Below are 25,334 nucleotides of genomic sequence, written 5' to 3'. Positions count from 1 at the left end.
CCGGAACCGGGGTCGGCAGGCCGGGGTGATCGGCGGTAGTGTCGTCGTCGCCTGTACCCGCTGCGCGGCCTCACCAGAGCCGGGAGGAGCCCAAGGTGAATGACTGGCGGATCTACCGAGGTGTCGGTGAGCCGCACGACGGAGTGCAGCGGTTACCCCCTCCACCCCCCTGGCGCGACTTCACGGCCTCGGAGCGGGACGCGGCCCCGGGCACCGACCCGAGCACGGCCCGCAGGCTCGGCTTCCAGCGCACCCTCGTCGAGAACTACGCACCCAGGCCCGCCGAGACCGATGCCGTCAACGCCGCTCTGTACCTGCGCCGCCCGCTCCTGGCCACCGGCAACCCCGGCACCGGAAAATCGACCCTCGCCTACGCCGTCGCCCACGAGCTCGGCCTTGGCCGGGTACTGCGCTGGCCCATCGTGAGCCGCTCCACCCTCCGGGACGGGCTCTACCGCTACGACGCCATCGGCCGCCTCCAGGACGTCCAACTGGAGCGCGCCCAGGGCGAGTCGGGGAGCCAGGCCGCCGCGCCCGGCATCGGCTCGTACATCCGTCTCGGACCGCTCGGCACCGCACTGCTCCCCTCCGACGTGCCACGCGTCCTGCTCATCGACGAGCTCGACAAGAGCGACCTCGACCTCCCCAACGACCTGCTGAACGCCCTGGAGGAGGGCGAGTTCGCCATCCCGGAGCTCGAACGCATCGCGGATCGCGAACCCGCGGTCCAGGTGCTCACCGACGACGGCCGCAAGGTGACCGTCACCGGTGGCCGGATCGCCTGCACCACGTTCCCGTTCATCGTGCTCACCTCCAACGGCGAGCGGGACTTCCCGGCCCCCCTGCTCAGGCGTTGCGTCCAGCTCGAACTGGAGCCGCCGGGCGAGGATCAGCTCAAGTCCATGGTCGAGGCCCACCTCGGCGGCGAGGGCGCCACCGAGGGCCGTGATCTGATCGACCGGTTCCTGGAGCGCGAGCCCGGCGAGGTCATCGCCGCCGACCAGCTCCTCAACGCCCTCTATCTCACCCAGCACACCCCGCACGCCGAGCGCCTCACCCGGGAGCGGATCGCCTCGTTGCTCATGCGGCCTCTCGACCGTTCGAGGTGATGGCCGGATGCCGCGGACGCATCTGGGAGAGCTCATCGGCAGGCTCAGGGACGGCGGCCTCGACCCCACCGCCGAGGAGGTCGCCGACGCCGTCTGGCTCGCCCAGTGGTTACCGCGCGCCTCCCGGCCCGGCGAGCCGGGCGCCCCGTCGGCGGCCACCCCGCCGCGGTCCGACGACACCCGGGAGCCGGCGCGGGAGGTGACCGAGGGGACCCCCGCCGAAGATCCCGAACCCCCGCCCGCGGCGGCGACGTCCGCCGAGGTGCCCCTGCATCTGCCCGGCGGCGGCACGGCAGGCTCCGGCGGTACAGGCCCCGGCCTTCCCGTACGAGCCCCGGCGGCGGCCGCACTGCCCGGACTGCTCGGACTGCAGCAGGCCCTGCGCCCCCTGCGCCGCTACGCCCCCTACACCGTCCACTCCGCCGACGGCAGCATCGACGAGGAAGCCACCGCCGAGCAGTCCGCCGCGACCGGCCTCATCACCCCCGTCCTGCGCGACGCGCGCCACCGGAGTGCCGACATCCAGCTCCTCATGGACACCGGGCCCGCGATGGCCGTGTGGGAGCGCCTTGTCGAGGAACTGCGCCAGGCGTGCGAGCAGTCGGGTGTCTTCCGCGACGTCCAGGTCCACCAGTTGTACGACAGCGGAGACGGCAGCCTGCTCGTCGGCACCACCACGGGACCGCACAGCCGAACCCGCCTGCGCTCGGCCAACCAGCTGCACGACCCGGCGGGCCGCCGCCTCACCCTGGTCGTCAGCGACTGCGTGGGCCCGCTGTGGCAGAGCGGCGCGGTCCAGCGGCTGCTGCACTCCTGGCCCGGCGGCTCACCGATCGCCGTGGTCCAGCCGCTGCCGTCCCGGCTGTGGACGCGTACGGCACTGCCCGCCGAGCCGGGACTCCTCACGCGTACGCCGCAACCGGGCGGCCGCACCGTCTTCGATCCCGACGACGAGCCGTGGGAACCGCGGCCCGCGGGCGCCAAGGCGGTCCCCGTACTACAGCCGACCCCCGAGGCGTTCGCTGCCTGGGCGCGGCTGCTGTCCGGTCAGGGCGGCCCGGTGCGCGGCTGGGCGGCCTGGGTGGGACCGGCGTCCGACGGCTCCGGAGTCCCGCTCGCCCCCGCGCCGCCCGCGGGGCGCAGCGACGACGAACTGCTGCGGGCCTTCAGGGCCACCGCGTCGCCCGGCGCCCTGCGGCTCGCCGTCTGCCTCGCGGCGGCTCCGCTCTCGCTGCCCGTCATGCAGCTCGTCCAGCGCACCATGCTTCCCGACACCGGGCCCATGGAGCTGGCCGAGGTCCTGCTCGGCGGGCTGCTCAGGCAGCTCCCCGGGACCGAGGCCCGGCCCTGCTTCGTCTACCCTGCACGCGTCCAGGAACTGCTCCTCAGCTCCCTCGGCCGGGCCGCCGCCGGACTCGTGCTCAAGCACTGCTCCGCCTATGTGGAACACCACTTCGACCGGGGCACCCGCAACTTCGCCGCCCTCGCCGCGGCCCGGCTCGACGGGCAGGACGGACAGGACCCAGCCCCCGCACTGGGCGCCGACGAGGGCCCCACCGACACCACCGACACCGCCGACACGACGCCCGCCGGGGTCGAGTCCGAGCTGTTCGCCACGGTCCCCGCGCGCGTGCTGCGCTTCTACCAACCGGATCTGGTGGCCGCCGAGCCCCTCCTGGAGGCCGAGCGCCTCCTTGCCAGGTGGCACGACCAGGCGGACCCTTCCGTGCTGCTCAGGGCACGGACGCAGGCCGAGGCGGCTTTACGCGGAGGCGGGACCACCGGGGACGCCGACAGCGTACGGGCCCGCCTCGTCCTCGGCCGGGTGCTGCGCGCCGAGTCCACCACGGCCCGCGTGCGCGGGGCCGGGCGCCGCCTCACCCTGCTGCACGAGGCCGCGGCCGTACTCGACGAAGCCCTGGGCGCGGCTGCCGACAGCAGCGTGGCGTTCGCCGACGTGGCGCTCGAACTCGCCGCTGTGAACCATGAGTTGTGGCACGCCACACAGGACACGCACTTTCTTCAGCAGGCACTCGCCGCGCTGCCGGGGAACGCCGCGCGGTGGCCCGCGGACCGCCGCCGCGCCCTGCTCCTTCGCCGCGGGCGGCTGCTGCTCGCCGACGGGAATCCGGCCGCCGCGGCCCGCGAACTGCGCGCCGCCTGCGACCTGTTGGACGCCGAGGGAGCCCCTGACAGCGTCCGTTGCTCTGCCCTGCTCGACCTGGCCGAGGCCCTGCGGGGCATCGAAACGCCCGAAGCGACCGCCGCCGTGTTCGCCAGGGCGGAGGAGGCCGCCGGTACGGACCCCGCGCTGCGGCTGCGCTGCCTCTCCGCCCAGGCGGCCTTCCACGAAGCGACCGGCGACCACCAGCGTGCCGACCGTGCCTATGAAGCCGCCGCCGGCCTCGCGCCGCCCGACAGCGCCCGCCGCAGCGGACTGCTCACCGCCTGGGGCGAATCTTTGCTGCGCCGCGCCGCCGCGGACACCGGCGCGGCGATCGTCGACCGGGCCGAGAACGTGCTGCGCGAGGCGCTCACGGCGCTGCCCGCGCGCGCCCCCGACCGGGGCAGGCTGCTTGGCCTGGTGGGCAGCGCGCTCGCCCAGCGCTTCCGTCATCTCGGTTTCCTGCCCGACCTGTTCGAGAGCCGCCATCTCCTCGGCCAGGCGATCCGGGGTGCGCGCGACGCGGGGGTACGTGCCGAGGGGCGGCTCCAAATGGGCCGTGTCATCGTCGAGTTGAGGCGCCGCACCGGATCACCCGTACTCGCCGAGGCCCTGCAGGCCTACGAGCACGCCGAAGAGGAGGCCCGCATCGCCTACGGCCGCACACCGGGATCGGTGACGGCCGCGCGTGCGCTGCACGGGCAGGGCGGGGTGCTGGAGCTGATGGGGCGCTCGGCGGCTGCGCGCGGCGCCTACCGGTCGGCCGCCGACGAGTGGCGGCAACTGACCGGAGCGTTGCATGAAGTGGACTGGCAGGAAGTGGAGTTGACGCGGGCGAGAGTGGCTGCCACCGATGCGGACGAGCCCGGATTCCCCGGCATCGACCGGTTGTCCGACGAGGACTGGGACCGGGCGACCCCGCCGTGGTGCACCTGGGGAGGGGTGCGGGCAGTGATCACCGCGTAATACGCGGGTGTGTGGCCGGAGTTAAGTCGAACATGTTTCTGTTTCACCGGCCTCGGGAAGAACCGTGCAGCCGCGCCGGTCGTACGGGGCGGACGACGTGAGAGGGGAGCTGATGGTGTCGGAGCAGGGGGAATGGGCGGCTGGCCCCGAAGAGGGCTACGGGCGAGCGCTGCTGCTGCCCGATCTGGCCCATGTCGACCTGCGGACATTGCGTGCCATGGACGATCCACGGCTGGCTGAGGCGGTCGACCTTGTGCTTGCCCACTCCCGGGAGCTCGGCGAGTCCTGGTTCAGCGGCGACGGTCCCACCTATGTCGATGAAGCACACGCCGGCCGCATGGTTCCGGCCGGAAGTGGTGCGCCGCGGCACGGTGAGGAAAGGGCGGGGTGACCCTGGCGTCGGCATCCTCCGTCCTTGCGGAGCTCGCCAGGACCAGGCCTACCGAGGCGGGTGAGGCGGCACTGCGTGCCGGGCTGCACGCTCGCCGTCTGGTACTCCTCAAGTCTCTCCTCGCCCGGATCGACCGGCAGCGCGACCGGGTGGACCCCGCCGTACGCCACCGGTTCGACCGTGACTGGAGCGTCCTTGAGCGGGCCGAGGAGGCCGACCCCACCGCCGTCCGCGATGTCGTGAACTACCCCATGACCGGCGCCTGGCTCGCCGAGATCCTCGCCGCACCCGAGGGCCACGCCTTCGAGCGGCACCTCGCGCACTTCGGCGCTGTCGCCGCCACCGCCGCCGTGCGTGCCGGCTGTCGGGTGACCATGGACATCGAGGTCCCCTCGGGTCTGCTCGCACTCCCCGGTCTCGGTGTGCTGCGCTGCCCGGCCGGCCGGGCCCGGTTGCGCATCGGGGCCGGGCTGCTGCGGATCATGGGCAGCGGACCTTCCGGAGGCGTTGTGCTGTACGCACAGCCGGGCGACCGTCGGCTGCACGGTGGCAGCTCCCACTGGTCCGGTCTTCGCACCCTGCCCGACGCCGCGGTCGTCCTCGACGATCTCGATCCGTACCGTGTGCCACCCTCCGGCGTCGGACCCGCAGCCCTTCCCGCCGCCGAGCGGAAGAACGACCTCTACCGGCCCTGGGCCCGGCGCTGGCGCGGCGCCCAGGAGCTCCTCGCGGCCACTGACCCCGACCGGGCCGCCGAGATCGGGGCCGTCCTGCGTGCCGTGGTCCCCATCTCCTCCGGCCCGCGGAGGGCCGGTCAGCACCCGATGAGTGCGACGCTTCGGGCCGCCCCCGGAGCCGTACTGGCGTCACTGCCCGCCGGGGCGGAGGAGATGGCGGAGGTCCTGGTCCATGAGGCGCACCACACCAAGCTGGCCGCCTTCCAAGAACTCGTGCCGCTGTGCGAGCCGACGGGGGACGCCGTGCACCGCGTCGGCTGGCGACCCGACCTCCGCCCCATCGCGGGCGTCCTTCAGGGCGCCTACGCCCATCTCGCGCTCACCGATCTGTGGCGACGGGTGCGTGCGGGGACCGGTATGGCCGAACCGTGGCGGCGGCGGGCAACAGAGCAGTTCGAGATATACCGCGAACAGGTCGAAGGAGCCTTGTCCATCCTGCTTGAATCCGATGAACTGACCTTTGCGGGGCGGGAGTTCGCCCAGGAAATGGACAGACATCACGCGAGCCTGGGCCGGACCTCCCGGACCCTTGGGTGACACTGTGTCCACACGAAGTGACGTTGTGCAGGTACAGGTGCGATAGGGAGTACAGATGGCGGAACAGCGGCGGTCGGGCGGTGCCGGTGCGTCGGACCGGGGCGGCACGACCGAGCCGGAGCGATTTCTGGTGGTCTTCCCCGGCTACCACCGGCCGTGGGCCGCCTGGATCGCTCACCGTCTGGAGAGCCACGGCCACCAGGCCACGCTCCAGCGCTGGGACCCGCGCCGCGACGACCCGCTCGAGGACGCGCTCGGCGACCTGCTGCTCGCCCGGGGGCGGGTGCTCCTCGTTCTCAACGACTGGTTCTTCGAACTGGGCCCGCGGCCCGCCAGCGAGTGGAACGACGTCCTTCGCGGTTTCGTGGCCGCCAACGCGGACCGGTTCGCCGCCGTCAACCTCACGAACCGTCCCCTCCTGCCTTCCACCGCGGTCCTCGAACCGGCCGCCCTGTGGGGCCTCGGCGAAGAGGAAGCCGAACAACGCCTCCTCAGCCGGCTCGGTCTGGCCATCCGGCCCGTCGCGCGCAGGACCGTCCCCGGCCGCGGCGTCCGCTTCCCGGAGACCCAGCCCGAGATCTGGGGCGAAGTGCCGCGCCGTAACGCCCGGTTCACCGGACGGGACGACCTGCTGCTCGAACTCCACCAGCGGCTGACCGACGCCGAACGAGGCGACGCGGCCTGCACGCTCGTCGGTATGTCCGGCATCGGCAAGACCCAGATCGCAGCCGAGTACGCCAACCGCTTCCGCCCCGATTACGACGCGGTCTGGTGGGTCAACTCCGACGACCGCAACATCCAGCGCGACCGGTTCGGTGAACTGGCTGTCGCGCTCGGCCTGAACAGCGGAAACGAGCCCGGCGAGCGCATCCGCGCGGTTCGGGAAGCGCTGCGACGCGGCGAACCGCACTCCCGCTGGCTCGTCATCTTCGACGGCTGGGACGACATCGAGGGCGCGAACGTCCTGCTGCCGAACGGTCCAGGACACGTCCTGATCACCTCGCGCAACCGCGGCTGGGGCGAGGACACCGACGTACTCGAAGTGCCCAGCTTCGACCGGTCCGAGTCCACGGGCTATCTGATGCGCCGGGCGCCGCATGTGACCGCGGAACAGGCCGACGAGGTGGCCGTCGAGTTCGGTGATGTGCCCCTGCCGCTGGTGCAGGCGGCCTCCTGGCTCGGTGAGTCGGGCATGGAAGTGCCCGAGTATCTGCGGATGGTGCGGGAACGACGGCTGTCCGCCACCGACGAAGCGGCCATCGGTGACGGCCTGCCCCATGCGTCCCTGACCTCTTGGTCGATACTGCTCAATCGGCTCCGTCGGTCCCAGCCGCAGACCATCGAAGTGCTCAGCCTGTGTACGTCCTTCGCCCCAGGACGGATCCCGCTCGGACTGATCCGCGCCTATCCGCAGGCCGAGTTGCCCGAGGACCTGCGCTGGATGGCCACCGATCTGCCCGCTTGGTCCAGGGCCCTGGACACGCTCGTCAACTATTCGGTGCTCACCCGGGAGATCCGAGGGCCCGCCAACGCCGACATGGGTCCCCATCAGGAGTCGGTGCACATGCACCGGCTCGTCCACGACATCGTCACCAAGCTCACCAGTGACGAAGACCGCGCGCTGCACCGCAAGGCCGTTCACGCGCTGCTCGCCGAGGCCGACCCCGGCAACCCCATGGACAGCAGGCACTGGCCCCGGTACGCGGAGCTGCTGCCCCACCTGGAGCCCTCCGGCGCACTCGAAAGCACCAGGGAACGGGTCCAGGTCGCCGTACTCAACTGCCTGCGTTACTGCTTCCGCAGCGGCGAGTTCAAGGCCGGGCTCCAGCTGGCCGAGCAGATCCGCCACCGGTGGTCCGGGTTCATGGACGCGCTGGCCCAGCCGATGCTGGACCTGACCGCCCAGGAAAGCAACATCCTGCGGGCCAGCGGCCGCTTTCGGGACGCCTACAACCTCGACGGGAACCTCATCGAACGGCTGCGCGCCGCCGAGCCGCAGAACGAGTTCGGCGAACTGATCACCAACACCAATATCGCCAACAGCCTGCGCCACCTCGGGCAGTACGAGGAGGCCGACAAGCTCCAGTCGAAGGTGCTTGCGGACGCCCAACGCCTCCTTGGGAACGACGAGATCCTCACGCTCATCGCCAGGCACAACCTCGGCGTCGGCCTGCGGCTCCTCGGCCGCTACCAGGAGGCGTACGACGTCGACGTCGAGACCCTCACCCGGCGCGAGAGCATCCTGCGCGCCCGGCACATCAACACCCTCCACTCCGGCAACGCCTGCGCCCACGACCTGCGGCTGCTCGGTCGCTACCGCGACGCGGTGGCCCGCCAGGAGTCGGTGCTGCGGCTCCACGTACAGGTGCTCGGGCCGCAGCACCCGCAGACCCTCAACGCCCGCGCCCAACTGGCACTCTGCCGCCGCCGCGAGGGCGGCTTCGGGCAGGACGTCGGGGCCATGATGGCCAGCCTCCTCGACCAGCTGGAGCAGGTGCACGGCCGGAGCCACTACCGCACGCTGTCGTTCATCACGGACTACGGCAACTATCTGCGCGAGCACGGGGACCTGAGCCAGGCCAGGGATCTGATCGCCGAGGCGGAGTCCGGATACCGCGCCCTGCTCGGCCCCGCACACCCCGTCGCCACCGGCATGGTCGCCAACACCGGAATGATCATGCAGGCGGCCGGTGAACGCGCCGAGGCCATGTCGATGTTCGAGTCCGCGCTCGGCGGTCTCACGGCCACGCTCGGCGCCGATCACCCCTGGGTGCTCGGCTGTGCGCTCAATGCTTCCGGTGCACGCAACTTCAACGGCCGCATCGCGGAAGCCGCCGAGCTGAGCCGCGAAACCCTGCGGCGGGCCCGCCGCACGCTTGGCGACGAGCATCCGCTGACCCTGTCCTGCCAGATGGCGTTCGCCGGCGACCTGCGGGCTCTGCGGGACCGGGAGGAGAGGGAGGAAGCCGGGAAGCTGGAGGAGGACGGGCTGCTCGCGCTGACCCGGACGCTCGGCGCCCAGCATCCGCACACCATGTCGGCGCGCCAGCGCACCCGCCCGTACTGGGACTTCGAGGCGTACCTGGGCTAGCGGGCAGAGCGGGCAGAGACGACGACGGGCCCGGCACCCCCTGGAGGGAGTGCCGGGCCCGTCGCTCAGGGCCTCAGGCCTCGAAGACCTCGCGGAGCAGCGCTTCCTGCTCCTGCTCATGCCGCTTCTTCGAGCCCACGGCAGGCGACGAGCCGTGCGGCCGCGAGATGCGGCGCAGGCGCTCGCCGTGCGGGATGTCCGCGCCGACCGCCAGGTCCAGGTGGTCGATGAGGTTGAGGGCGATGAAGGGCCATGCGCCCTGGTTCGCCGGCTCCTCCTGCGCCCACAGGTACTTCTCGGCGTTCGGGTACTTGGCGATCTCCGCCTGGAGCTCCGCACCCGGCAGGGGGTACAGGCGCTCGATGCGGATGATCGCGGTGTCCGTGACGCCGCGCTTCTTCCGGTCGGCCTCGAGGTCGTAGTACAGCTTGCCGGAGCAGAAGACGACCTTGCGGACCGCCGACGCCTCGACCGAGTCGTCGCCGATGACCGGGCGGAAGCCACCCGTGGTGAACTCCTCCGTCTTCGAGGCCGCCGCCTTGAGGCGCAGCATCGACTTCGGGGTGAAGACCACCAGCGGCTTGTGGTGCGGGTTGTGCACCTGCCACCGCAGGAGGTGGAAGTAGTTCGACGGCAGGGTGGGCATCGCGACCGTCATGTTGTTCTGCGCGCACAGCTGGAGGAAGCGCTCGATACGGGCGGACGAGTGGTCCGGTCCCTGGCCCTCATAGCCGTGCGGCAGGAGCAGCGTGACGCCGGAGTGCTGGTTCCACTTCTGCTCGGCGGCCGAGATGTACTCGTCCACCACCGTCTGCGCGCCGTTGACGAAGTCGCCGAACTGCGCCTCCCACATCACGAGGGACTCGGGACGGGCCAGCGAGTAGCCGTACTCGAAGCCCATCACCGCGTACTCGGACAGGAGCGAGTCGTACACGTTGTAGCGCGCCTGGTCCTCGGAGAGGTACAGGAGCGGCGTGAAGTCCTCGCCCGTCTCACGGTCGATGAGGACCGCGTGACGCTGACCGAACGTGCCTCGGCGCGAGTCCTGGCCCGACAGACGGACCGGCGTGCCATCGAGGAGCAGCGAACCGATGGCGAGGGTCTCGCCCATGCCCCAGTCGATCGTGCCTTCCTCGACCATCGACATGCGGCGCTGCAACTGCGGCAGCAGACGCGGGTGGACGGTGACCCGGTCGGGGATGTTGACCTGGGACTCGGCGATCCGCTTGACGACCTCCTGGGAGATCGAGGTGTCGATCTTCACCGGGAACTCGGCCTGCGCGGGCGGCACCTCGGCCTCGGCGGGCTGCGAGATGGCCTCGCGGACCTCGGTGAAGACCTTCTCCAGCTGCCCCTGGAAGTCCTGCAAGGCCTGCTCGGCCTCTTCCAGAGTGATGTCGCCGCGACCGATGAGGGACTCGGTGTAGAGCTTGCGCACCGAGCGCTTCTTGTCGATCAGGTCGTACATCAGCGGCTGCGTGAACGCCGGGTTGTCCGACTCGTTGTGCCCGCGGCGGCGGTAGCAGATGAGGTCGATGACCACGTCCTTGTTGAACGCCTGGCGGAACTCGAAGGCCAGGCGCGCGATGCGCACGACGGCCTCGGGGTCGTCACCGTTCACGTGGAAGATCGGCGCCTCGATCATGCGGGCCACGTCGGTGGCGTACATGGACGAGCGCGACGACTCCGGAGCGGCGGTGAAGCCGACCTGGTTGTTGATGACGATGTGGACCGTGCCGCCGGTGCGGTAGCCCCGCAGCTGCGACATGTTCAGGGTCTCGGCCACCACGCCCTGGCCCGCGAAGGCCGCGTCACCGTGCAGGGCGACCGGCAGGACCGTGAAGTCCGTGCCGCCCTTGTTGATGATGTCCTGCTTGGCGCGGACGATGCCCTCGATGATCGGGTCGACCGTCTCCAGGTGTGACGGGTTCGCCGCGAGGGAGACCTTGATCTGCTCGCCGTCCAGGCCGGTGAAGGTGCCCTCGGCGCCCAGGTGGTACTTCACGTCGCCGGAGCCGTGCATGGACTTGGGGTCCATGTTGCCCTCGAACTCGCGGAAGATCTGGGCGTACGACTTGCCGACGATGTTCGCCAGGACGTTCAGGCGGCCACGGTGGGCCATGCCGATGACGACCTCGTCCAGACGCGACTCGGCCGCGCTGTCGATGACGGCGTCGAGCAGCGGGATGACGGACTCGCCGCCTTCCAGAGAGAAGCGCTTCTGGCCGACGTACTTCGTCTGCAGGAAGGTCTCGAAGGCCTCGGCGGAGTTCAGCCGGCGCAGGATGCGCAGCTGCTCCTCGCGCTCCGGCTTCGTGGCGTGCTGGCGCTCGATGCGGTCCTGGAGCCACCTGCGCTGCTTCGGGTCCTGGATGTGCATGAACTCGACGCCGGTGGTGCGGCAGTACGAGTCGCGCAGGACGCCGAGGACGTCGCGCAGCTTCATCATGGACTTGCCGGCGAAGCCGCCGACCGCGAACTCACGCTCGAGGTCCCACAGGGTGAGGCCGTGCTCGGTGATGTCCAGGTCGGGGTGCTTGCGCTGCTTGTACTCCAGCGGGTCCGTGTCGGCCATGACGTGGCCGCGGACGCGGTAGGAGTGGATCAGCTCGAAGACGCGGGCGGCCTTCGTGACGTCGTCGTCGTGCGAGGCGTCGATGTCCTTGAGCCAGCGGACCGGCTCGTAAGGAATGCGAAGGGCCTTGAAGATCTCGTCGTAGAACTCGCCGTCACCGAGGAGGAGGTTCGCGACGACGCGCAGGAACTCGCCGGAGGCGGCGCCCTGGATGACCCGGTGGTCGTAGGTCGACGTGAGCGTCATGACCTTCGAGATGCCGAGCTTGTTCAGGGTGTCCTGGGAGGTGCCCTGGAACTCCGCGGGGTAGTCCATCGAGCCGACGCCCATGATGACCGACTGTCCGGGCATCAGGCGGGGGACCGAGTGGACCGTGCCGAGGCCGCCGGGGTTGGTCAGCGAGACCGTGACGCCGGTGAAGTCGTCCATCGTCAACTTGTTGTCGCGGGCGCGACGGACGATGTCCTCGTAGGCCTGCCAGAACTCGAAGAAGTTCAGCGTCTCGGCCTTCTTGATGCCCGCGACGACCAGCTGGCGGTCGCCGTTGGGCTTCACCAGGTCGATGGCGAGGCCGAAGTTGATGTGCTCCGGCTTGACCAGGGTCGGCTTGCCGTCCTTCTGCACGAAGGAGTAGTTCATCGACGGCATGGCCTTGATGGCCTGCACCATCGCGTACCCGATGAGGTGCGTGAAGGAGATCTTCCCGCCGCGGGCGCGCTTGAGGTGGTTGTTGATGACGATGCGGTTGTCGAAGAGCAGCTTCACCGGGACCGCGCGGACCGACGTCGCCGTCGGGACCTCCACGGAGGCGTTCATGTTCTTCGCGACCGCGGCGGCGGGGCCGCGCAGCGTCACGTACTCGGGTCCTGCCGGGGCTGCCTCAGCAGGGGCCGTGGGCTCCGCCTTGGCGGCGGGCTTCGCGGCCGCGGGCTTGGCGGCGGGGGCCGGTGCGGCCGCCGCGGGCTTCGCAGCCGGAGCTGCGGGCGCGGCGGGCGCTGCGGGAGCCGCAGGCGCGGCCGGAGCCGCTGCGGATGCGGCGGGAGCTGCGGGGGACGTGGTGGCCGCAGCCCCCGCGGCTGCGTCACCCGCCGGCTTGGCCGGAGGCGCGGCGGACGCCGCTACTCCCGGCTTGTAGTCGGCGAAGAAGTCCCACCAGGCTCGGTCGACCGAATTCGGGTCCTGGAGGTACTGCTGATAGATCTCGTCGACGAGCCACTCATTGGGACCGAAGGCGGCGGCAGGGCTCTTGCCCTGCCCGTCTTGGTCGGTCGAGATGCTCGAGTTACTGGGGGACTGTGGCGACACGGCGGTAACCGCCCTCTTCCGCTTCACAAGGTGATGGACAGCGGAAATAAAGGCTACGCCTCCATCGCCGTCAGGTGCAGACCGGCCCCGTCAACCGTCGTGTAAGTCACATTGGATCCGGGGTTTCGGCGGCGTAAATGGCGGGAAACAAGCGAGGTTCCGCAACGCCAGATGGCCGCGCGGGTCTGCCCCAGCGCGGCGGCGTCCCCCGGGCGCGCTTTCGATGCGCCCGCGAATCGCTTCCTTTTCGAACCCTACGTCAACTTCGCACTTCGGGCAGGCCCGGAAGGGTGACCTGGATGCGACAGCCACGAGCGCTTTCGGCCACTCCGATGTGCCCGCCGTGCAGATCGACCGCCCAGCGCGCGATGGCGAGCCCGAGCCCGGTGCCGCCGTCGCTGCCGGGGCCCTGCGCGGCGGCGTGGACGTGGCTGCCCCGGTTGAAGCGCTCGAAGACCTTGTGCCACTCCGACTCCGGGATGCCGGGGCCCTCGTCGAGGACCTCCAGGTCCAGGGACTCGGGGTAGAGGCCGCGCCGGGCGCGCACGGTGACGCGGCCGTGCGGCGGGCTGTGCTTGACGGCGTTGTCGATGAGGTTGGCCACGACCTGGTGCAGGCGCTCGGCGTCCGCGTGCGCGGTCAGCTCGGGCGGCGTGACGTCCAGGTGCAGATGCACGTCCGTACGGGTGTGGCTGCCGGAGCCCGAAGCGATGCCCGCGCGCGCGGAGGCCACCATGTTGGCCTCCTTCAGGACGCCCGACAGATAGGGCCACACCTCGAAGCGGCGGGCCCGCAGCGGTACGACGCCGTTGTCCAGGCGGGACAGGTCGAGCAGGGTCTCCACGAGACGCCCGAGCCGCTCCGTCTGCTTGAGGGCCGTACGCATGGTCTCCGGGTCGGCGGCGGAGACTCCGTCGACGACGTTCTCCAGGACCGCGCGAAGGGCCGCGATGGGGGTGCGCAGCTCGTGCGAGACGTTGGCGACCAGCTCCTTGCGCTGCTGGTCCTGGGCCTCCAGGTCGTCCGCCATGCGGTTGATCGTGGTGGCCACGTCGCCCAGCTCGTCGCGCCGGTCGGCGCCGCGCACCCGGCGCGTGTAGTCGCCGTGCGAGACGGCGCGCGCCACCGAGTTCATCTCGTCCAGGGGCGCGGTGAGGCTGTGCGCCACGAACTGCGTGATCAGCAGCGTGGCGATCACCGAGAAGACGGTGATGAAGCGCAGCTCGGTCTCCGTCTCCATCGCCACCATCAGCAGACCGGTGGTGATGAAGACCGAGACGACCACCAGAGTGCCGAGCTTGGTCTTGATGGAGAACGGTCGCAGCCCTCCGAAAGGCCTGGTCATCAGCTGCCCGGCCTCACGGGGTCGGGGTCTCCAGGGCGTAACCCACGCCGTGCACCGTCCGGATCCGCTCGGCGCCGATCTTCCGGCGCAGCGCCTTGATGTGGCTGTCGACGGTCCGGGTGCCCGACGCGTCGGCCCAGTCCCACACCTCGGCGAGCAGCTGCTCGCGCGAGAGCACCGCACGCGGCGTATTGGCCAGGCAGACGAGCAGGTCGAACTCCGTCGGCGTCAGATGTACGTCCTCGCTGCGGACCCTGACCCGCCGCTGGGCATGGTCGACCTCCAACTCGCCGAGCCGCAGGATCCCGCTGCGCGGCGTGGTCGCGGCGAGCGCGGCCCGCTCGACCCTGCGAAGGAGGACGTGCACGCGGGCCGCGAGCTCCCGCATGGAGAACGGCTTGGTCATGTAGTCGTCGGCGCCGACACCGAGCCCGACCAGCATGTCCGTCTCGTCGTCGCGGGCCGTCAGCATGAGGACGGGAACCGGCCGCTGGGCCTGCACCCGACGGCACACTTCGAGCCCGTCGAAGCCCGGCAGCATGATGTCCAGGATCAGCAGATCGGGCTGCCAAGCCTGTGCGGTGTCGACCGCCGAAGGACCGTCTCCCGCCGTTTGCACTACGAAACCCTCGGCACGTAGCCGGGCGGCGATGGCGTCGACGATCGTCGGGTCGTCCTCGACCACCAGAACCCGGCGCTGGGCGCCCGGCATCGCCGCCGTCGCGCCGTTCTGGGAGGTGTGTGTCTGCTCCATCGCCCGCCCCTGACACTGATCGCTTGTGTTCGGTCAGCAGAGTACGGGTCGCGAAGGCACCTCGGCTACGCAGCCCTTACACCGAGATGAACCACGTCGGGTACGCCTCGGGCAACGGGGATCTCTTCCGTCCTTACCGCCTGGAACCCGGCATTCCGTAGAGCGTCGTCGAAAGCGGACGAGGGCTTGGCGGACCACACGGCGAGTACGCCGCCGGGGTTGAGGCGGGCCTGGCAGGCGGCCAGACCGGCTGGCGAGTAGAGGGAGTTGTTGCCGTCCGTCACCGTCCAGTCGGGCCCGTTGTCGATGTCCAGACAGAGCGCGTCATACGTTTCCGGGGCATGGGAAGGGGCATCCGAGCCGGAGACGTACGCGACAAGGTCTGTGTGCAGGATCTCCGTACGCGGATCGGCGAGCGCGGCGCCGGAGAGCTCGGCGAGCGGCCCTTCCCGATGCCAGTCGATGATGGCCTGCTCCCGCTCGACCACGGCGATACGCCCCCAGCGCGGGTCAGCGGCGGCATGGGCGAGGGAGAAGCCGACACCGAGGCCGCCGATGAGGAGGCCGGGTTTCGAGGGCCGGTCCAGGGCGTCGTACGCCGCGTCGATGAGCAGCCGCTCCGAGCGGCCGTCCGAGGTGTCCATGAGGAAGCAGCCGTTGGCGATGATCTGTAGCAGCGCACCGTGGCGCCGCAGTACGACTTCGCCGTACGGCCCCTCACGCCGGTCGATGACGACGGGGGTGGTGGTCTGGGTGTGCATGGCGGCCAGGGTAGGGGCCGTCAGGAGGGCCCGCCGGGAGGTTGGGACGATGGGGCGGACGCGGGTTCGGCCTGTGGGGTTGCTGTGATGTGCGTCTCACGTGGTGCGGGTCATAGACAATGCCGGAAAAATCGGCAAAGGGTTGGCCGGGACATGTGGTTGGCCGGGACATGGCCGGGACGGAAGGAGCGCCTCACGTGCACCGGAGTGCGTCGGCTGCCCCCACGGCACCGGACGAGAGGGCCGTGCCCGGCCTGGACGGCATCCCCCGCCAGCGTGGGCCTCAGCCGGTCGCCCCCAGGACGTATGAGGCATCCCGGGCGGATGCCTCACCCGCCCGGCGCCGCCCGCGTCTGTGGCGCCTGCTTCCGACTCCGGCCGGTACGCCGTTCACGTTCGGATACGCGGCCGTCCTCGCCGTCACCTCACTCCTTACGCAGTACGCCGACCCGTCCTTGATCGCGACCCTGCACCAGCACTCGAGCACGGACGTGGCCCATCTGACGCAGGAGCCGGTGCTCGTCCTGGTGGCGAGCGCGCTGTGGATAGCGGGCGGCATCGCCTCGCCCTACGCGATCGGCTTCCTGCTGGTTCTCACGGCCCTGGAGCGCCGCATCGGCGCACTGCGCACCGCCGGTGTCTTCCTGCTCGGCCATGTAGTGGCGACCCTCGCGACCGAGGTCCCGGTCGGCTTCTCGGTCCTGGCGGGCCACCTGCCCGACAGCTCCCTGCACCGCCTCGACTACGGCATCAGCTTCGGCGTCGCGGCGAGCGTCGGCGCGCTGGCGGGCCTGTTCAGGCCGTGGCTGCGGTGTCTTGTGATCGCCGGGTTCGGCGGAATGCTGATCGACGACCTCATCGCGTTCACGGACCCGATGACCAACTGGGGCCATCTCCTGGCCCTGTCGATCGGCGTCGCCACGTGGCCGCTGGTGCGACGGTGGCGTCAGTCCGCTTGACGGTGCCGTGCGGGTGTCGACCCGCATCGACCCGCATCGACACGCATCGACCTGTATCGATCCGTGCCAACCCGTATCGACCCGTGTCGAAGTGATCGCTCACAGCGAACATCCCCGGGGAACATTCAAGAGCTCATGAGCATTGAGTCGGTATAGCTCAACTTGAATGCCGAAAGGGAGATCATGACTTCTGAGTCCAAGGCGTCCACACCACTTACGCTGCCCGTGCTGCCGCTCGACGACGAAGTTGTCCTGCCCGGCATGGTGGTTCCGTTCGACCTGTCCGACGCCGATGTGCGCGCCGCCGTGGAGGCCGCCCAAGCGGCAGCCCCCTCCGTTGGTAGTGGCAGCAAGCCGCAGGTCCTTCTTGTTCCGCGTATCGACGGGACGTACGCGTCGACCGGTGTCCTCGGCACCGTCGAGCAGGTCGGCCGGCTCTCCGACGGCGACCCGGGCGCCCTCATCCGCGGCCGCGGCCGCGTGCGGATCGGTGCTGGTACGACCGGGCCGGGTGCCGCGCTCTGGGTGGAGGGGCTCAAGGTCGACGAGACCGTGCCCGACCCTGTTCCCGGCGCTGTCGCCGAGCTGGTCAAGGAGTACAAGGCCCTGGCCACCAGCTGGCTGAAGAAGCGCGGGGCCTGGCAGGTCGTGGACCGCGTACAGGCGATCGAGGACGTCTCCGCCCTTGCCGACAATTCCGGCTACTCACCTTTCCTCTCCAGCCAGCAGAAGGTGGAGCTTCTCGAGACGGACGACCCGATCGCCCGCCTGAAGCTCGCCACCGAGCAGCTGCGCGAGCACCTCGCCGAGCAGGACGTCGCCGAGTCCATCGCCAAGGACGTACAGGAAGGCGTCGACAAGCAGCAGCGCGAGTTCCTGCTGCGGCGCCAGCTCGACGCCGTGCGCAAGGAGCTGCGTGAGATCAACGGCGAGCAGGACGGAGAGGAGTCCGACGACTACCGCACCCGTGTCGAGGCCGCCGACCTCCCCGGACACGTCCGTGAGGCCGCTCTCAAGGAAGTCGACAAGCTGGAGCGGTCCAGCGACCAGTCGCCCGAGGGCTCCTGGATCAGGACCTGGCTGGACACCGTCCTCGAACTCCCCTGGAACGAGCGGACCGAGGACGAGTACGACATCAAGGGCGCCCAGAACGTCCTCGACGCCGAGCACGCGGGCCTCCAGGACGTGAAGGAGCGCATCACCGAGTACCTCGCCGTACGCAAGCGGCGCGCGGACCGGGGCCTCGGGGTCGTCGGTGGTCGCCGCGGCGGCGCCGTGCTCGCCCTCGTCGGGCCTCCCGGCGTCGGCAAGACCTCCCTCGGCGAGTCCGTCGCGCACGCCATGGGGCGCAAGTTCGTGCGGGTCGCCCTCGGCGGCGTACGCGACGAGGCGGAGATCCGCGGACACCGTCGTACATACGTGGGGGCGCTGCCGGGACGGATCGTGCGGGCCATCAAGGAGGCCGGGTCCATGAACCCGGTCGTGCTGCTCGACGAGATCGACAAGGTGGGCTCCGATTTCCGCGGCGACCCTGCCGCCGCCCTCCTCGAAGTCCTCGACCCGGCGCAGAACCACACCTTCCGCGACCACTACCTGGAGGTCGAGCTCGACCTGAGCGACGTCGTCTTCCTGGCGACGGCGAACGTCATCGAAGCCATCCCCGAGGCGCTGCTCGACCGTATGGAACTGGTCAGGCTCGACGGCTACACCGAGGACGAGAAGGTCGTCATCGCCCGCGACCACCTGCTCCCGCGCCAGCTGGAGCGGGCAGGGCTCCAGACGGACGAAGTGACCCTGGACGAGAGCGCGTTGCGCAAGCTCGCGGGGGAGTACACGCGGGAAGCGGGCGTACGCAACCTGGAGCGGTCCGTCGCGCGGCTGCTCCGCAAGGTCGCGGCGAAGCACGAACTCGGCGAGCAGGAGCTGCCGTTCACCGTGTCGGACGCGGATCTGCGGGCGCTCATCGGGCGGCCGCACCACGTGCCCGAGTCCGCGCAGGACCCGGCCGAGCGGCGCACGGCGGTGCCGGGCGTGGCGACCGGGCTCGCGGTCACCGGCGCGGGAGGCGATGTCCTCTTCGTCGAGGCGTCACTCGCCGATCCGGAGACCGGCGCGGCGGGCCTGACCCTGACCGGTCAGCTCGGCGACGTGATGAAGGAGTCCGCGCAGATCGCACTCTCCTTCCTGCGCTCGCGCGGCGCCGAACTGGAGCTGCCCGTCGCCGACTTGAAGGAACGCGGCGTGCACATCCACTTCCCGGCGGGCGCGGTCCCCAAGGACGGGCCGAGCGCGGGCGTCACCATGACGACCGCCCTCGCGTCGCTGCTCAGCGGACGGCTCGTCCGTACGGATGTGGCCATGACCGGCGAGGTCTCGCTGACCGGGCGCGTCCTGCCGATCGGCGGCGTCAAGCAGAAGCTGCTCGCCGCGCACCGCGCCGGGATCACCACAGTGATCATCCCGAAGCGGAACGAGGCCGACCTGGACGATGTCCCGGCGGAGATCCTGGAGAAGCTGGACGTGCACCCCGTCACGGACGTCCGCCAGGTGCTCGAACTCGCCCTGACGGAGGCTGAGTTGAGGGTTCCGGCCGCCGCGTAAGGGCTGGACGTACTGCGGGCCCGGGTCCCATCGCCTTTCGGGACCCGGGCCCGCGGTGCGTCCGCGTGCGTTCACGTGCGTCCAGGGGGTCGCTCAGCCGTTGGCGAGCGCCACCACCCTGTCCAACGCGCCGTTGAACTTGTTGTGGTCCCCGACCGTCGGGCCCGTCGAGGTGTACTGCCACATCGTCTGGAAGCCCCATCCGGCGGGCAGTTCGCCCGGAGCGCTGGCGTAACGGGCGATCCAGAGCGGGTTGTTGGCGGCGAAACCGCCGTAGTTGCCCGTGCACTGCTTCCACCAGCTGGTGGCCGTGTAGATCACGGCGTGGCGCCCGGTGCGCGACTTGTACTGGTTCAGGAAGTCACGGATCCAGGTGACCATCGCGGACTGGGACTTGCCGAAGCAGGCGGCCCCGTACGGGTTCCACTCGATGTCGAGCGCCCCGGGCAGCGTCTTGCCGTCCTTGGACCAGCCACCGCCGTTGTCCACGAAATAATTGGCCTGGGTGGCGCCGCCGGTGGTGTCGGGTGTGGCGAAGTGGTAGGAGCCGCGGATCATGCCCACGTTGTACGAGCCGTTGTACTGCTGGGCGAAGTAGGGGTTCTTGTACGACGTGCTCTCCGTCGCCTTCACGTAGGACCATTTCACGCCGCTGTTCCAGAGCGTCGACCAGGAGACGTTGCCCTGGTGGCTGCTGACGTCGACGCCTTCGGTCTGTACGGCGTCGCTGCCGGGCGGCAGACTGCCCTGCCCGTCGTGCTCGATGACGCCCTGGCCCATACGGGCGGAGCCGCGGGGCGGTATGTCGTCCCCGCCGGCGGCCTGTGCGGCGCCTGGCAGGGTGATGAGGAGGGAGAGGGCGGAGAGGACTGAGAGCAGGATTCCGGCCGCTGACCAGCGCGAGCGGCGGGGCGTTCCGGGTCTGTGCACGGGCATGTGCGTGCCTCCGAAGGCCTCGGTTGAGCTCCATGAGGTCGATGGAGCTCGTGGGGGGACCTGTCGACATGTAGTGGTGTGAACATGTCATCTACGACGCTACGCACGTAGACCCGTGGCTGGGAAGGGGGCCCGGCGTCTGCCGTTGGTCTACTCCTTCGGCGACGTCCTCGGCGTGGACCTGCGGTGCGTTACGAAATACTGGCGGAGCTGCGGCGACGGCGGCCTGCGCCGAGCGGGGCGGGAAACCTCCAGAAACCTGATGAACCGGAAAGAAAGCGTGCCATGGGTGCTGAAGTGCACGAGGGCGAGAACGACGGTGGAGCCGACGGGAGCAGGGCGGGCGTGAACAGGCTGGTCGACCGTGAGTTCCTCTCCCTCGAGCGGGAGTTGACGCTGCTCCTGCGCCGGGCGCGTGCCTCGTCCGGCGAGATGGCACGCCAGGTCCACCCCGATCTGGAGCCCGCCGCGTACGGACTCCTGGTCTGCCTCGACGACTCGGGCCCACAGCGGGCCACGGCTCTGGCCGCGTACATCGGCGTGGGCAAGGCGACGATGAGCCGTCAGCTGCGGGCCCTGGAGGACCTGGGGCTCGTCGCCCGCGAGCCCGACCCCGCCGATGGCAGGGCCTGGCTGGTCCGCCTCACGGAGGAGGGCGGCACGCGGTTCCGCGAGGTGCGGGCGGGGCGCAGGGAACGCTACGTCCGGCAACTGTCCGGCTGGGACCGCTCCGAGGTAGCGGAACTGGCCCGCTTGCTACGCCAGCTGAACGACTCAGCAGAGTCCTGAGACCCCGGCAGGGGCGTCAGCGGGTGCGCTGTGGCTGGGCGGTGCGCAGCTCCCCGCGCCCCCTACGGAGCCCCGGCCGGTTTGGGATCTGCGGGTCGCCCGTGGCTTGTCGCGCAGTTCCCCGCGCCCCTTGCGGGCCCCCTCCCGGTGGGGAGAGCCCCCTCAAAACTCCGCATAGACGACCGCCGCATCATCATGCCGCTTCCCCCGAGGGAACCCCGCCCCCTCCGGATCTCCCCGCTCCAACTCCCGGACCCGGTCCACCAGCCGTTGCGGCCCATCCTTCCGCAGCAGCTCGAAGCACTGGGCCCAGTCACCCTCCCGGAACGTCTCCACCCAGCGGCCCACCCCGTCCGTCAGGGCCGCCACCGCCGTCACGTCGGAGCGCCGCCGCTCGCCGGTGACCGCCCGTGCCGCCGCCGAAGGGTCCGCGGCGGCAGTGAAGAAGCCGTCCTCCGCGTTCCGCAGGGCCTCGACGGCCGCCCCGTACGCACGGCCCGCCACCTCACGCTCGGCCGAGCCCCGCGGCAGCGCCCGCACCGCGTCGCGCATCTCGCGGATCCTCGGCGGCAGTTCCGCGAGGCGTTCGTCGAGTACGGGCGTGACCTGGCCGTCCGGGCCCGCCATCAGGAGCGCGGAGTCCGACAGGACCAGGTACTCGACCCGCTCGTCGCCCCAACGCACCAGAACCACGGTGGCCTGAGGCGTACGCGGGTGAGAAAGGTCACAGGTTTGACGATGGGCGTCCGCGGTGCGCGCGATCGCCGCCGCGAGGGTCTCGGAGAGCGTCATATCCCGCCGTGAAACGGACAGTTCACCCAGTGCGCCCCCGAGTCGCGCCGTGAACCAAGGGACGGAATGCAGACAGCCGTCATCTCCGGCAGGCGGAGTCACCCCGTCCAGAAGGATGAGTGATCCGCCCTGTCCGGCCGCGGGAAGCATGACCGCGGCGTAGTCCTCGTTGGGGCGTGCGGGGTCACCTGGCTCGGTGGCGAGTTCGATACGCATTCGGTCAGTCTGCACGAGGCCTTCACAAGGTCATCCGAAGGTCGCGAGAACGCGAGAGTTGGCCCGGACCAGCAGGTCAGGCGCCGGATTTCAGTCGGAATGATCACTTCCGGCGGCGTGTGGCGGCGCATCCTGCCAAAGCCTGCGGGCGACGTCCAACCGGCGCACCGAGGTGGCGGGATTCGGCCCAAGTCGGGACTTGCTTGCCAACTCCCTGCCGATGTTCACTCCTTCGGGTGGCCAGGCATGTGATGCGCGACTGCCACCCATCGGCACTGGAAGGGTCAGGAGCCGTGCCGGGGGGCGCGTGTGTTGACGGATCGTCACCCGGGGCCCTGGGCAGACGAAGAAACAAGAATGCGAGCACCGGTGCAGAAGATGCGGCCTGGGCGCAAGGGCAAGCAGACGGCTCCTGACGGGGCCACGCCGGACGCGACCACCCCTACAGAGCGCTCGCCCGAGCACACGGCGGCAGGTGCGGCAGGTACCGCGGCGGGAGAGAACGCGGGAGAGCACACAGCCCCCGGCCTGACGCCTCCTGACGGCCCGAAGCCTGCGGAGAACGCCCCCGAGCCGGGCCCCGCGAAGCCCTCGAAGCCCGGGGAGTCCGCCGCCTCCGGGGAGTCCGCCGCCTCCGGAAAGTCCGCCGGCTCCGCGAACGCTGCCAGCTCCAAGCCCACCGCCCGCGTACGCAATCGGCTCATCGTCGCCGTAGCCGTCGTGGCCGCCGCCATCGCCGGGGCCGGAGCGCCCGCCATCGTCGCCGCGTCAGGTCAACTGAGCGACGCACAGAACCTGGTGACGCTCGCTGAGCGCACCCAGGACGCCGTGTCCCTCGGCCACTCGCTGGCCGACGAGCGCGACGAGGTCACATCGTTCATCGCGGCGGGCCGCCCGCAGGGCAAGGGGCTCTCCGAGAGCCGCAGCGCCCGCGTCGACCGCCAGGTCGCCGAGCTGCGGACGGTCGACGGGCCGCTGTCCCTGCGCAGCGAACTCGACAACATCGGCGCCGTCCGCAGAGCGGCGCTCACCGGCAAGAGCACTGCTCTCGAAGCGCACATGGCGTACTCCGGCGTCATCACCGAACTGCACAGCCTCACCCGCAAACTCGCCGAGCGGACGCCCGCCCGCGCAGGCTCGGGCGCGTACGCGCTCTCCGACTTCGACCACGCCGTCGAGCAGGCGGCAAGCGCCCGCGGCCTGCTCCTCGCCGCCCTCGCCGTCCCGCGCTCCACGGAGACGAGCACCACCGTCGACCCCGTCACCGGCCTGCCCAAGACGGTGGTCGACGAGTCGCCCGCCGGAAGCAAGAGCCGCGACGGCCTCAGTGCCGCCGCCCAGCAGGCCCACCTCCGGGAACAGGCGGCCCTCGCCGACTTCCACGACGCGGCCACGGACAGCGCCCGCGGCACGTACGACTCGACGGTCACGGGCAGCGAGGTGACGACGGCCGAGAAGTACCTCTCCCGCCTCACCGATCAGCCCACGCTCTCCACCGCCGAGCAGGGCTACGACCGTAAGAACCTCGACACCGCGCTCTCCGCCCGTATCGAGATGATGCGCGGCGCCGAGTCCGCGCTCACCGTCCAGCGCACCAAGGACCTCGCCGCACTCCGCGACGACGACGTGACGGCGCTCGAGGTCCGCATCGCGCTCATCGGCCTCACGCTGCTCGTCGCGGTCGGCGTCTCCATGGCGATGGCCCGCAGCCTGACCCGCCCGCTCGCCGTCCTGCGCATCGGCTCGGCCCGCCTCGCCACCGAACCCGTGCCCCAGGAGCCGATCCGCTTCACGGGCCGTGACGACGAGTTCGCCCAGGTCGTACGGTCCGTCAACGCGCTGCACGAACACGCGTCGGCCCTCACCGAGCGCCTCACCACACTCGAAGCGGACCGCAAGCACCTCATCGGCCAGCGCCGGTCCATGGCCGAAGAGCGCGAGAAGCTGCGCGCCGAACTGACCGAGGCGTCCGCCCACTTGGACCGGGTGCGGCAGTCCATCCACGGCACGTTCGTCAACCTGGCCCTGCGCACCCTCGGCCTGGTCGAGCGGCAGCTCTCCGTCATCGAGAACCTCGAGGACCGCGAGCAGGACCCCGACCGCCTCGCCACGCTCTTCAAGCTCGACCACTTCGCCACGGTGATGCGCCGCCACAGCGAGAACCTCCTTGTCCTCGCCGGTGCCGAGCACGGGCACCAGCACCCGGGCCCGGTCCCGCTGGTCGACGTCGTACGCGCCGCGGTCAGTGAGATCGAGCGGTACGAGCGGGTGCGCATCGCCACGCTGCCGCCGCACGCGCACGTCGCGGGCTTCGCCGCGGACGACATCAGCCACCTGGTGGCCGAGCTCCTGGAGAACGCGACCTCGTTCTCGCCGCCGGACGCCTCCGTCGAGGTCTCCGGCTGGCTCCTGGAGAGCGGCGAGGTCATGCTCTCCGTCCAGGACGAGGGCATAGGCGTCACCCCGGACCGGATGGGCGAGCTCAACTCCCGCCTCGCGGAGTTCCGTCCCGACGACGTGTACGACCAGGAGAGCGGGGACGGCCTCGGGCTCGGTCTGTACGTCGTGGCGCGGCTCGCCGCGCGGCACGGGGCCAGGGTCCGCCTGCGGGAGCAGAAGCAGGGCGGGATCGCGGCGGTCGTGGTCCTGCCGAAGTCGATCCTCGCGGCGGCACCCGCGGTGGGGGCGCCGCCGGTCGGTGTGCCTGTCGCCGGCGGGGCGCCTGTCCTGCACCATCCGGGCTCGGAAGCCGAGGCCAACTCCAATGTGCTGCGAGGGCGCTCCGCGCTGTCCGCTGCCGAGGGGGCCGCTGAGGATCCGTTGATCGCGGCCGCGGAGCACGCGGTGCGGGAGGCGGAGTCCGGACCTGAGCCCGAAGCTTCGCCCGAGACGACTCTGGAGCTGACCCCTCCGGCGGTCTCCGAGGACCCGGCAGCGGCGGCTGTGCCCGAGCCCGTGCCTGTGCCGGAAGCCGAGCCCGAGCCCGAGCCCGTGCCGGAAGCCGAGCCCGAGCCCGTCGCCCCCGCCCCCGACGCCCCCAAGTGGGAGCGCGTCACCGACAAGGGGCTTCCCAAGCGCACGCCCAAGATCACCGCGCCCGAGCCCACCGTGCCCAAGCCGCGCAGCGGTTCCGTAGACGCCGAGGCGCTGCGCAAGCGGCTCGGGGGCTTCCACCAGGGAGCCATCAGCGGCCGTCGCGACGTAGAGGCCGAGCTGACAGAACGTACTGAAGAGACCCAACGTACTGAAGCGACCGAAGAGACCGAAACAAACATGGGGGACACAGTCGAGGAGGCAAGTAGTTGA

Annotated in this window: 15 protein-coding genes; 9 read left to right on the top strand and 6 right to left on the bottom strand. The window is 70.7% G+C overall.

Translation table 11 applies throughout. From position 1 onward, the window contains the following. Window positions 1–95: 95 nt before the first annotated feature. From ACGFSB_RS29580 to fxsT, 5 genes are all read left to right on the top strand, one after another. Window positions 96–1,109, top strand: coding sequence for an AAA family ATPase (locus tag ACGFSB_RS29580; protein WP_393405546.1), 1,014 nt, complete (start codon window positions 96–98; stop codon window positions 1,107–1,109). Between the two features lie 7 nt (window positions 1,110–1,116). Next, window positions 1,117–4,239 carry an SAV_2336 N-terminal domain-related protein gene (locus ACGFSB_RS29575; RefSeq protein ID WP_393405544.1) on the top strand — a complete coding sequence of 1,041 codons (3,123 nt, stop codon included), beginning with the start codon at window positions 1,117–1,119 and terminating at the stop codon, window positions 4,237–4,239. Between the two features lie 112 nt (window positions 4,240–4,351). Continuing rightward, entirely contained in the window at window positions 4,352–4,630 is a 279-nt protein-coding gene (locus ACGFSB_RS29570) for a hypothetical protein (RefSeq protein WP_393405542.1), read from the top strand. Beyond that, complete coding sequence (locus tag ACGFSB_RS29565; protein WP_393405540.1) at window positions 4,627–5,904, top strand: aKG-HExxH-type peptide beta-hydroxylase; 1,278 nt, start codon at window positions 4,627–4,629, stop codon at window positions 5,902–5,904. The genes ACGFSB_RS29570 and ACGFSB_RS29565 overlap by 4 nt, the downstream gene beginning before the upstream one ends. A gap of 55 nt (window positions 5,905–5,959) precedes the next feature. Beyond that, window positions 5,960–8,995 carry an FxSxx-COOH system tetratricopeptide repeat protein gene (gene fxsT, locus ACGFSB_RS29560; RefSeq protein ID WP_393405538.1) on the top strand — a complete coding sequence of 1,012 codons (3,036 nt, stop codon included), beginning with the start codon at window positions 5,960–5,962 and terminating at the stop codon, window positions 8,993–8,995. Between the two features lie 73 nt (window positions 8,996–9,068). Here fxsT and ACGFSB_RS29555 read toward each other — a convergent pair whose 3' ends face one another. The 4 genes from ACGFSB_RS29555 to ACGFSB_RS29540 all read right to left on the bottom strand — a co-directional run bounded on the left by ACGFSB_RS29555 (window position 9,069) and on the right by ACGFSB_RS29540 (window position 15,735). Continuing rightward, window positions 9,069–12,875, bottom strand: a complete 3,807-nt coding sequence (locus ACGFSB_RS29555) for a multifunctional oxoglutarate decarboxylase/oxoglutarate dehydrogenase thiamine pyrophosphate-binding subunit/dihydrolipoyllysine-residue succinyltransferase subunit (RefSeq protein WP_393405535.1) — start codon at window positions 12,873–12,875, stop codon at window positions 9,069–9,071. Window positions 12,876–13,134: 259 nt separating this feature from the next. Beyond that, complete coding sequence (locus ACGFSB_RS29550) at window positions 13,135–14,220, bottom strand: ATP-binding protein (RefSeq protein WP_393405533.1); 1,086 nt, start codon at window positions 14,218–14,220, stop codon at window positions 13,135–13,137. A 13-nt stretch (window positions 14,221–14,233) separates the two neighbouring features. Beyond that, entirely contained in the window at window positions 14,234–14,974 is a 741-nt protein-coding gene (locus ACGFSB_RS29545) for a response regulator transcription factor (RefSeq protein ID WP_393405531.1), read from the bottom strand. Between the two features lie 65 nt (window positions 14,975–15,039). Then, complete coding sequence (locus ACGFSB_RS29540) at window positions 15,040–15,735, bottom strand: spermidine synthase (RefSeq protein ID WP_393405529.1); 696 nt, start codon at window positions 15,733–15,735, stop codon at window positions 15,040–15,042. 170 nt (window positions 15,736–15,905) lie between these two features. On the opposite strand from ACGFSB_RS29540, the gene ACGFSB_RS29535 reads away from it, so the two are divergent. Further along, entirely contained in the window at window positions 15,906–16,694 is a 789-nt protein-coding gene (locus tag ACGFSB_RS29535) for a rhomboid-like protein (protein WP_393405527.1), read from the top strand. A gap of 183 nt (window positions 16,695–16,877) precedes the next feature. Next, window positions 16,878–19,295, top strand: coding sequence for an endopeptidase La (gene lon / locus ACGFSB_RS29530; RefSeq protein WP_393405525.1), 2,418 nt, complete (start codon window positions 16,878–16,880; stop codon window positions 19,293–19,295). A gap of 93 nt (window positions 19,296–19,388) precedes the next feature. Here the strand turns inward: lon and ACGFSB_RS29525 are convergent, their stop codons facing one another. Beyond that, complete coding sequence (locus ACGFSB_RS29525) at window positions 19,389–20,231, bottom strand: lysozyme (protein WP_393405523.1); 843 nt, start codon at window positions 20,229–20,231, stop codon at window positions 19,389–19,391. A gap of 285 nt (window positions 20,232–20,516) precedes the next feature. Between ACGFSB_RS29525 and ACGFSB_RS29520 the strand changes: the two genes are divergently transcribed. Further along, entirely contained in the window at window positions 20,517–21,020 is a 504-nt protein-coding gene (locus ACGFSB_RS29520) for a MarR family winged helix-turn-helix transcriptional regulator (protein WP_393405521.1), read from the top strand. Window positions 21,021–21,182: 162 nt separating this feature from the next. On the opposite strand, the gene ACGFSB_RS29515 is transcribed toward ACGFSB_RS29520, so the two are convergent. After that, window positions 21,183–22,028: a protein phosphatase 2C domain-containing protein gene (locus ACGFSB_RS29515; protein ID WP_393405519.1), complete on the bottom strand. Its 846-nt coding sequence runs from the start codon at window positions 22,026–22,028 to the stop codon at window positions 21,183–21,185. 357 nt (window positions 22,029–22,385) lie between these two features. On the opposite strand from ACGFSB_RS29515, the gene ACGFSB_RS29510 reads away from it, so the two are divergent. Next, window positions 22,386–25,334: a nitrate- and nitrite sensing domain-containing protein gene (locus tag ACGFSB_RS29510; protein WP_393405517.1), complete on the top strand. Its 2,949-nt coding sequence runs from the start codon at window positions 22,386–22,388 to the stop codon at window positions 25,332–25,334.

The sequence above is a fragment of the Streptomyces sp. NPDC048441 genome, from assembly GCF_043200235.1.
Lineage (GTDB): Bacteria > Actinomycetota > Actinomycetes > Streptomycetales > Streptomycetaceae > Streptomyces.
Note: the sequence above shows the minus strand (reverse complement) of the source record. Positions and strands in the feature narration are given on the sequence as shown.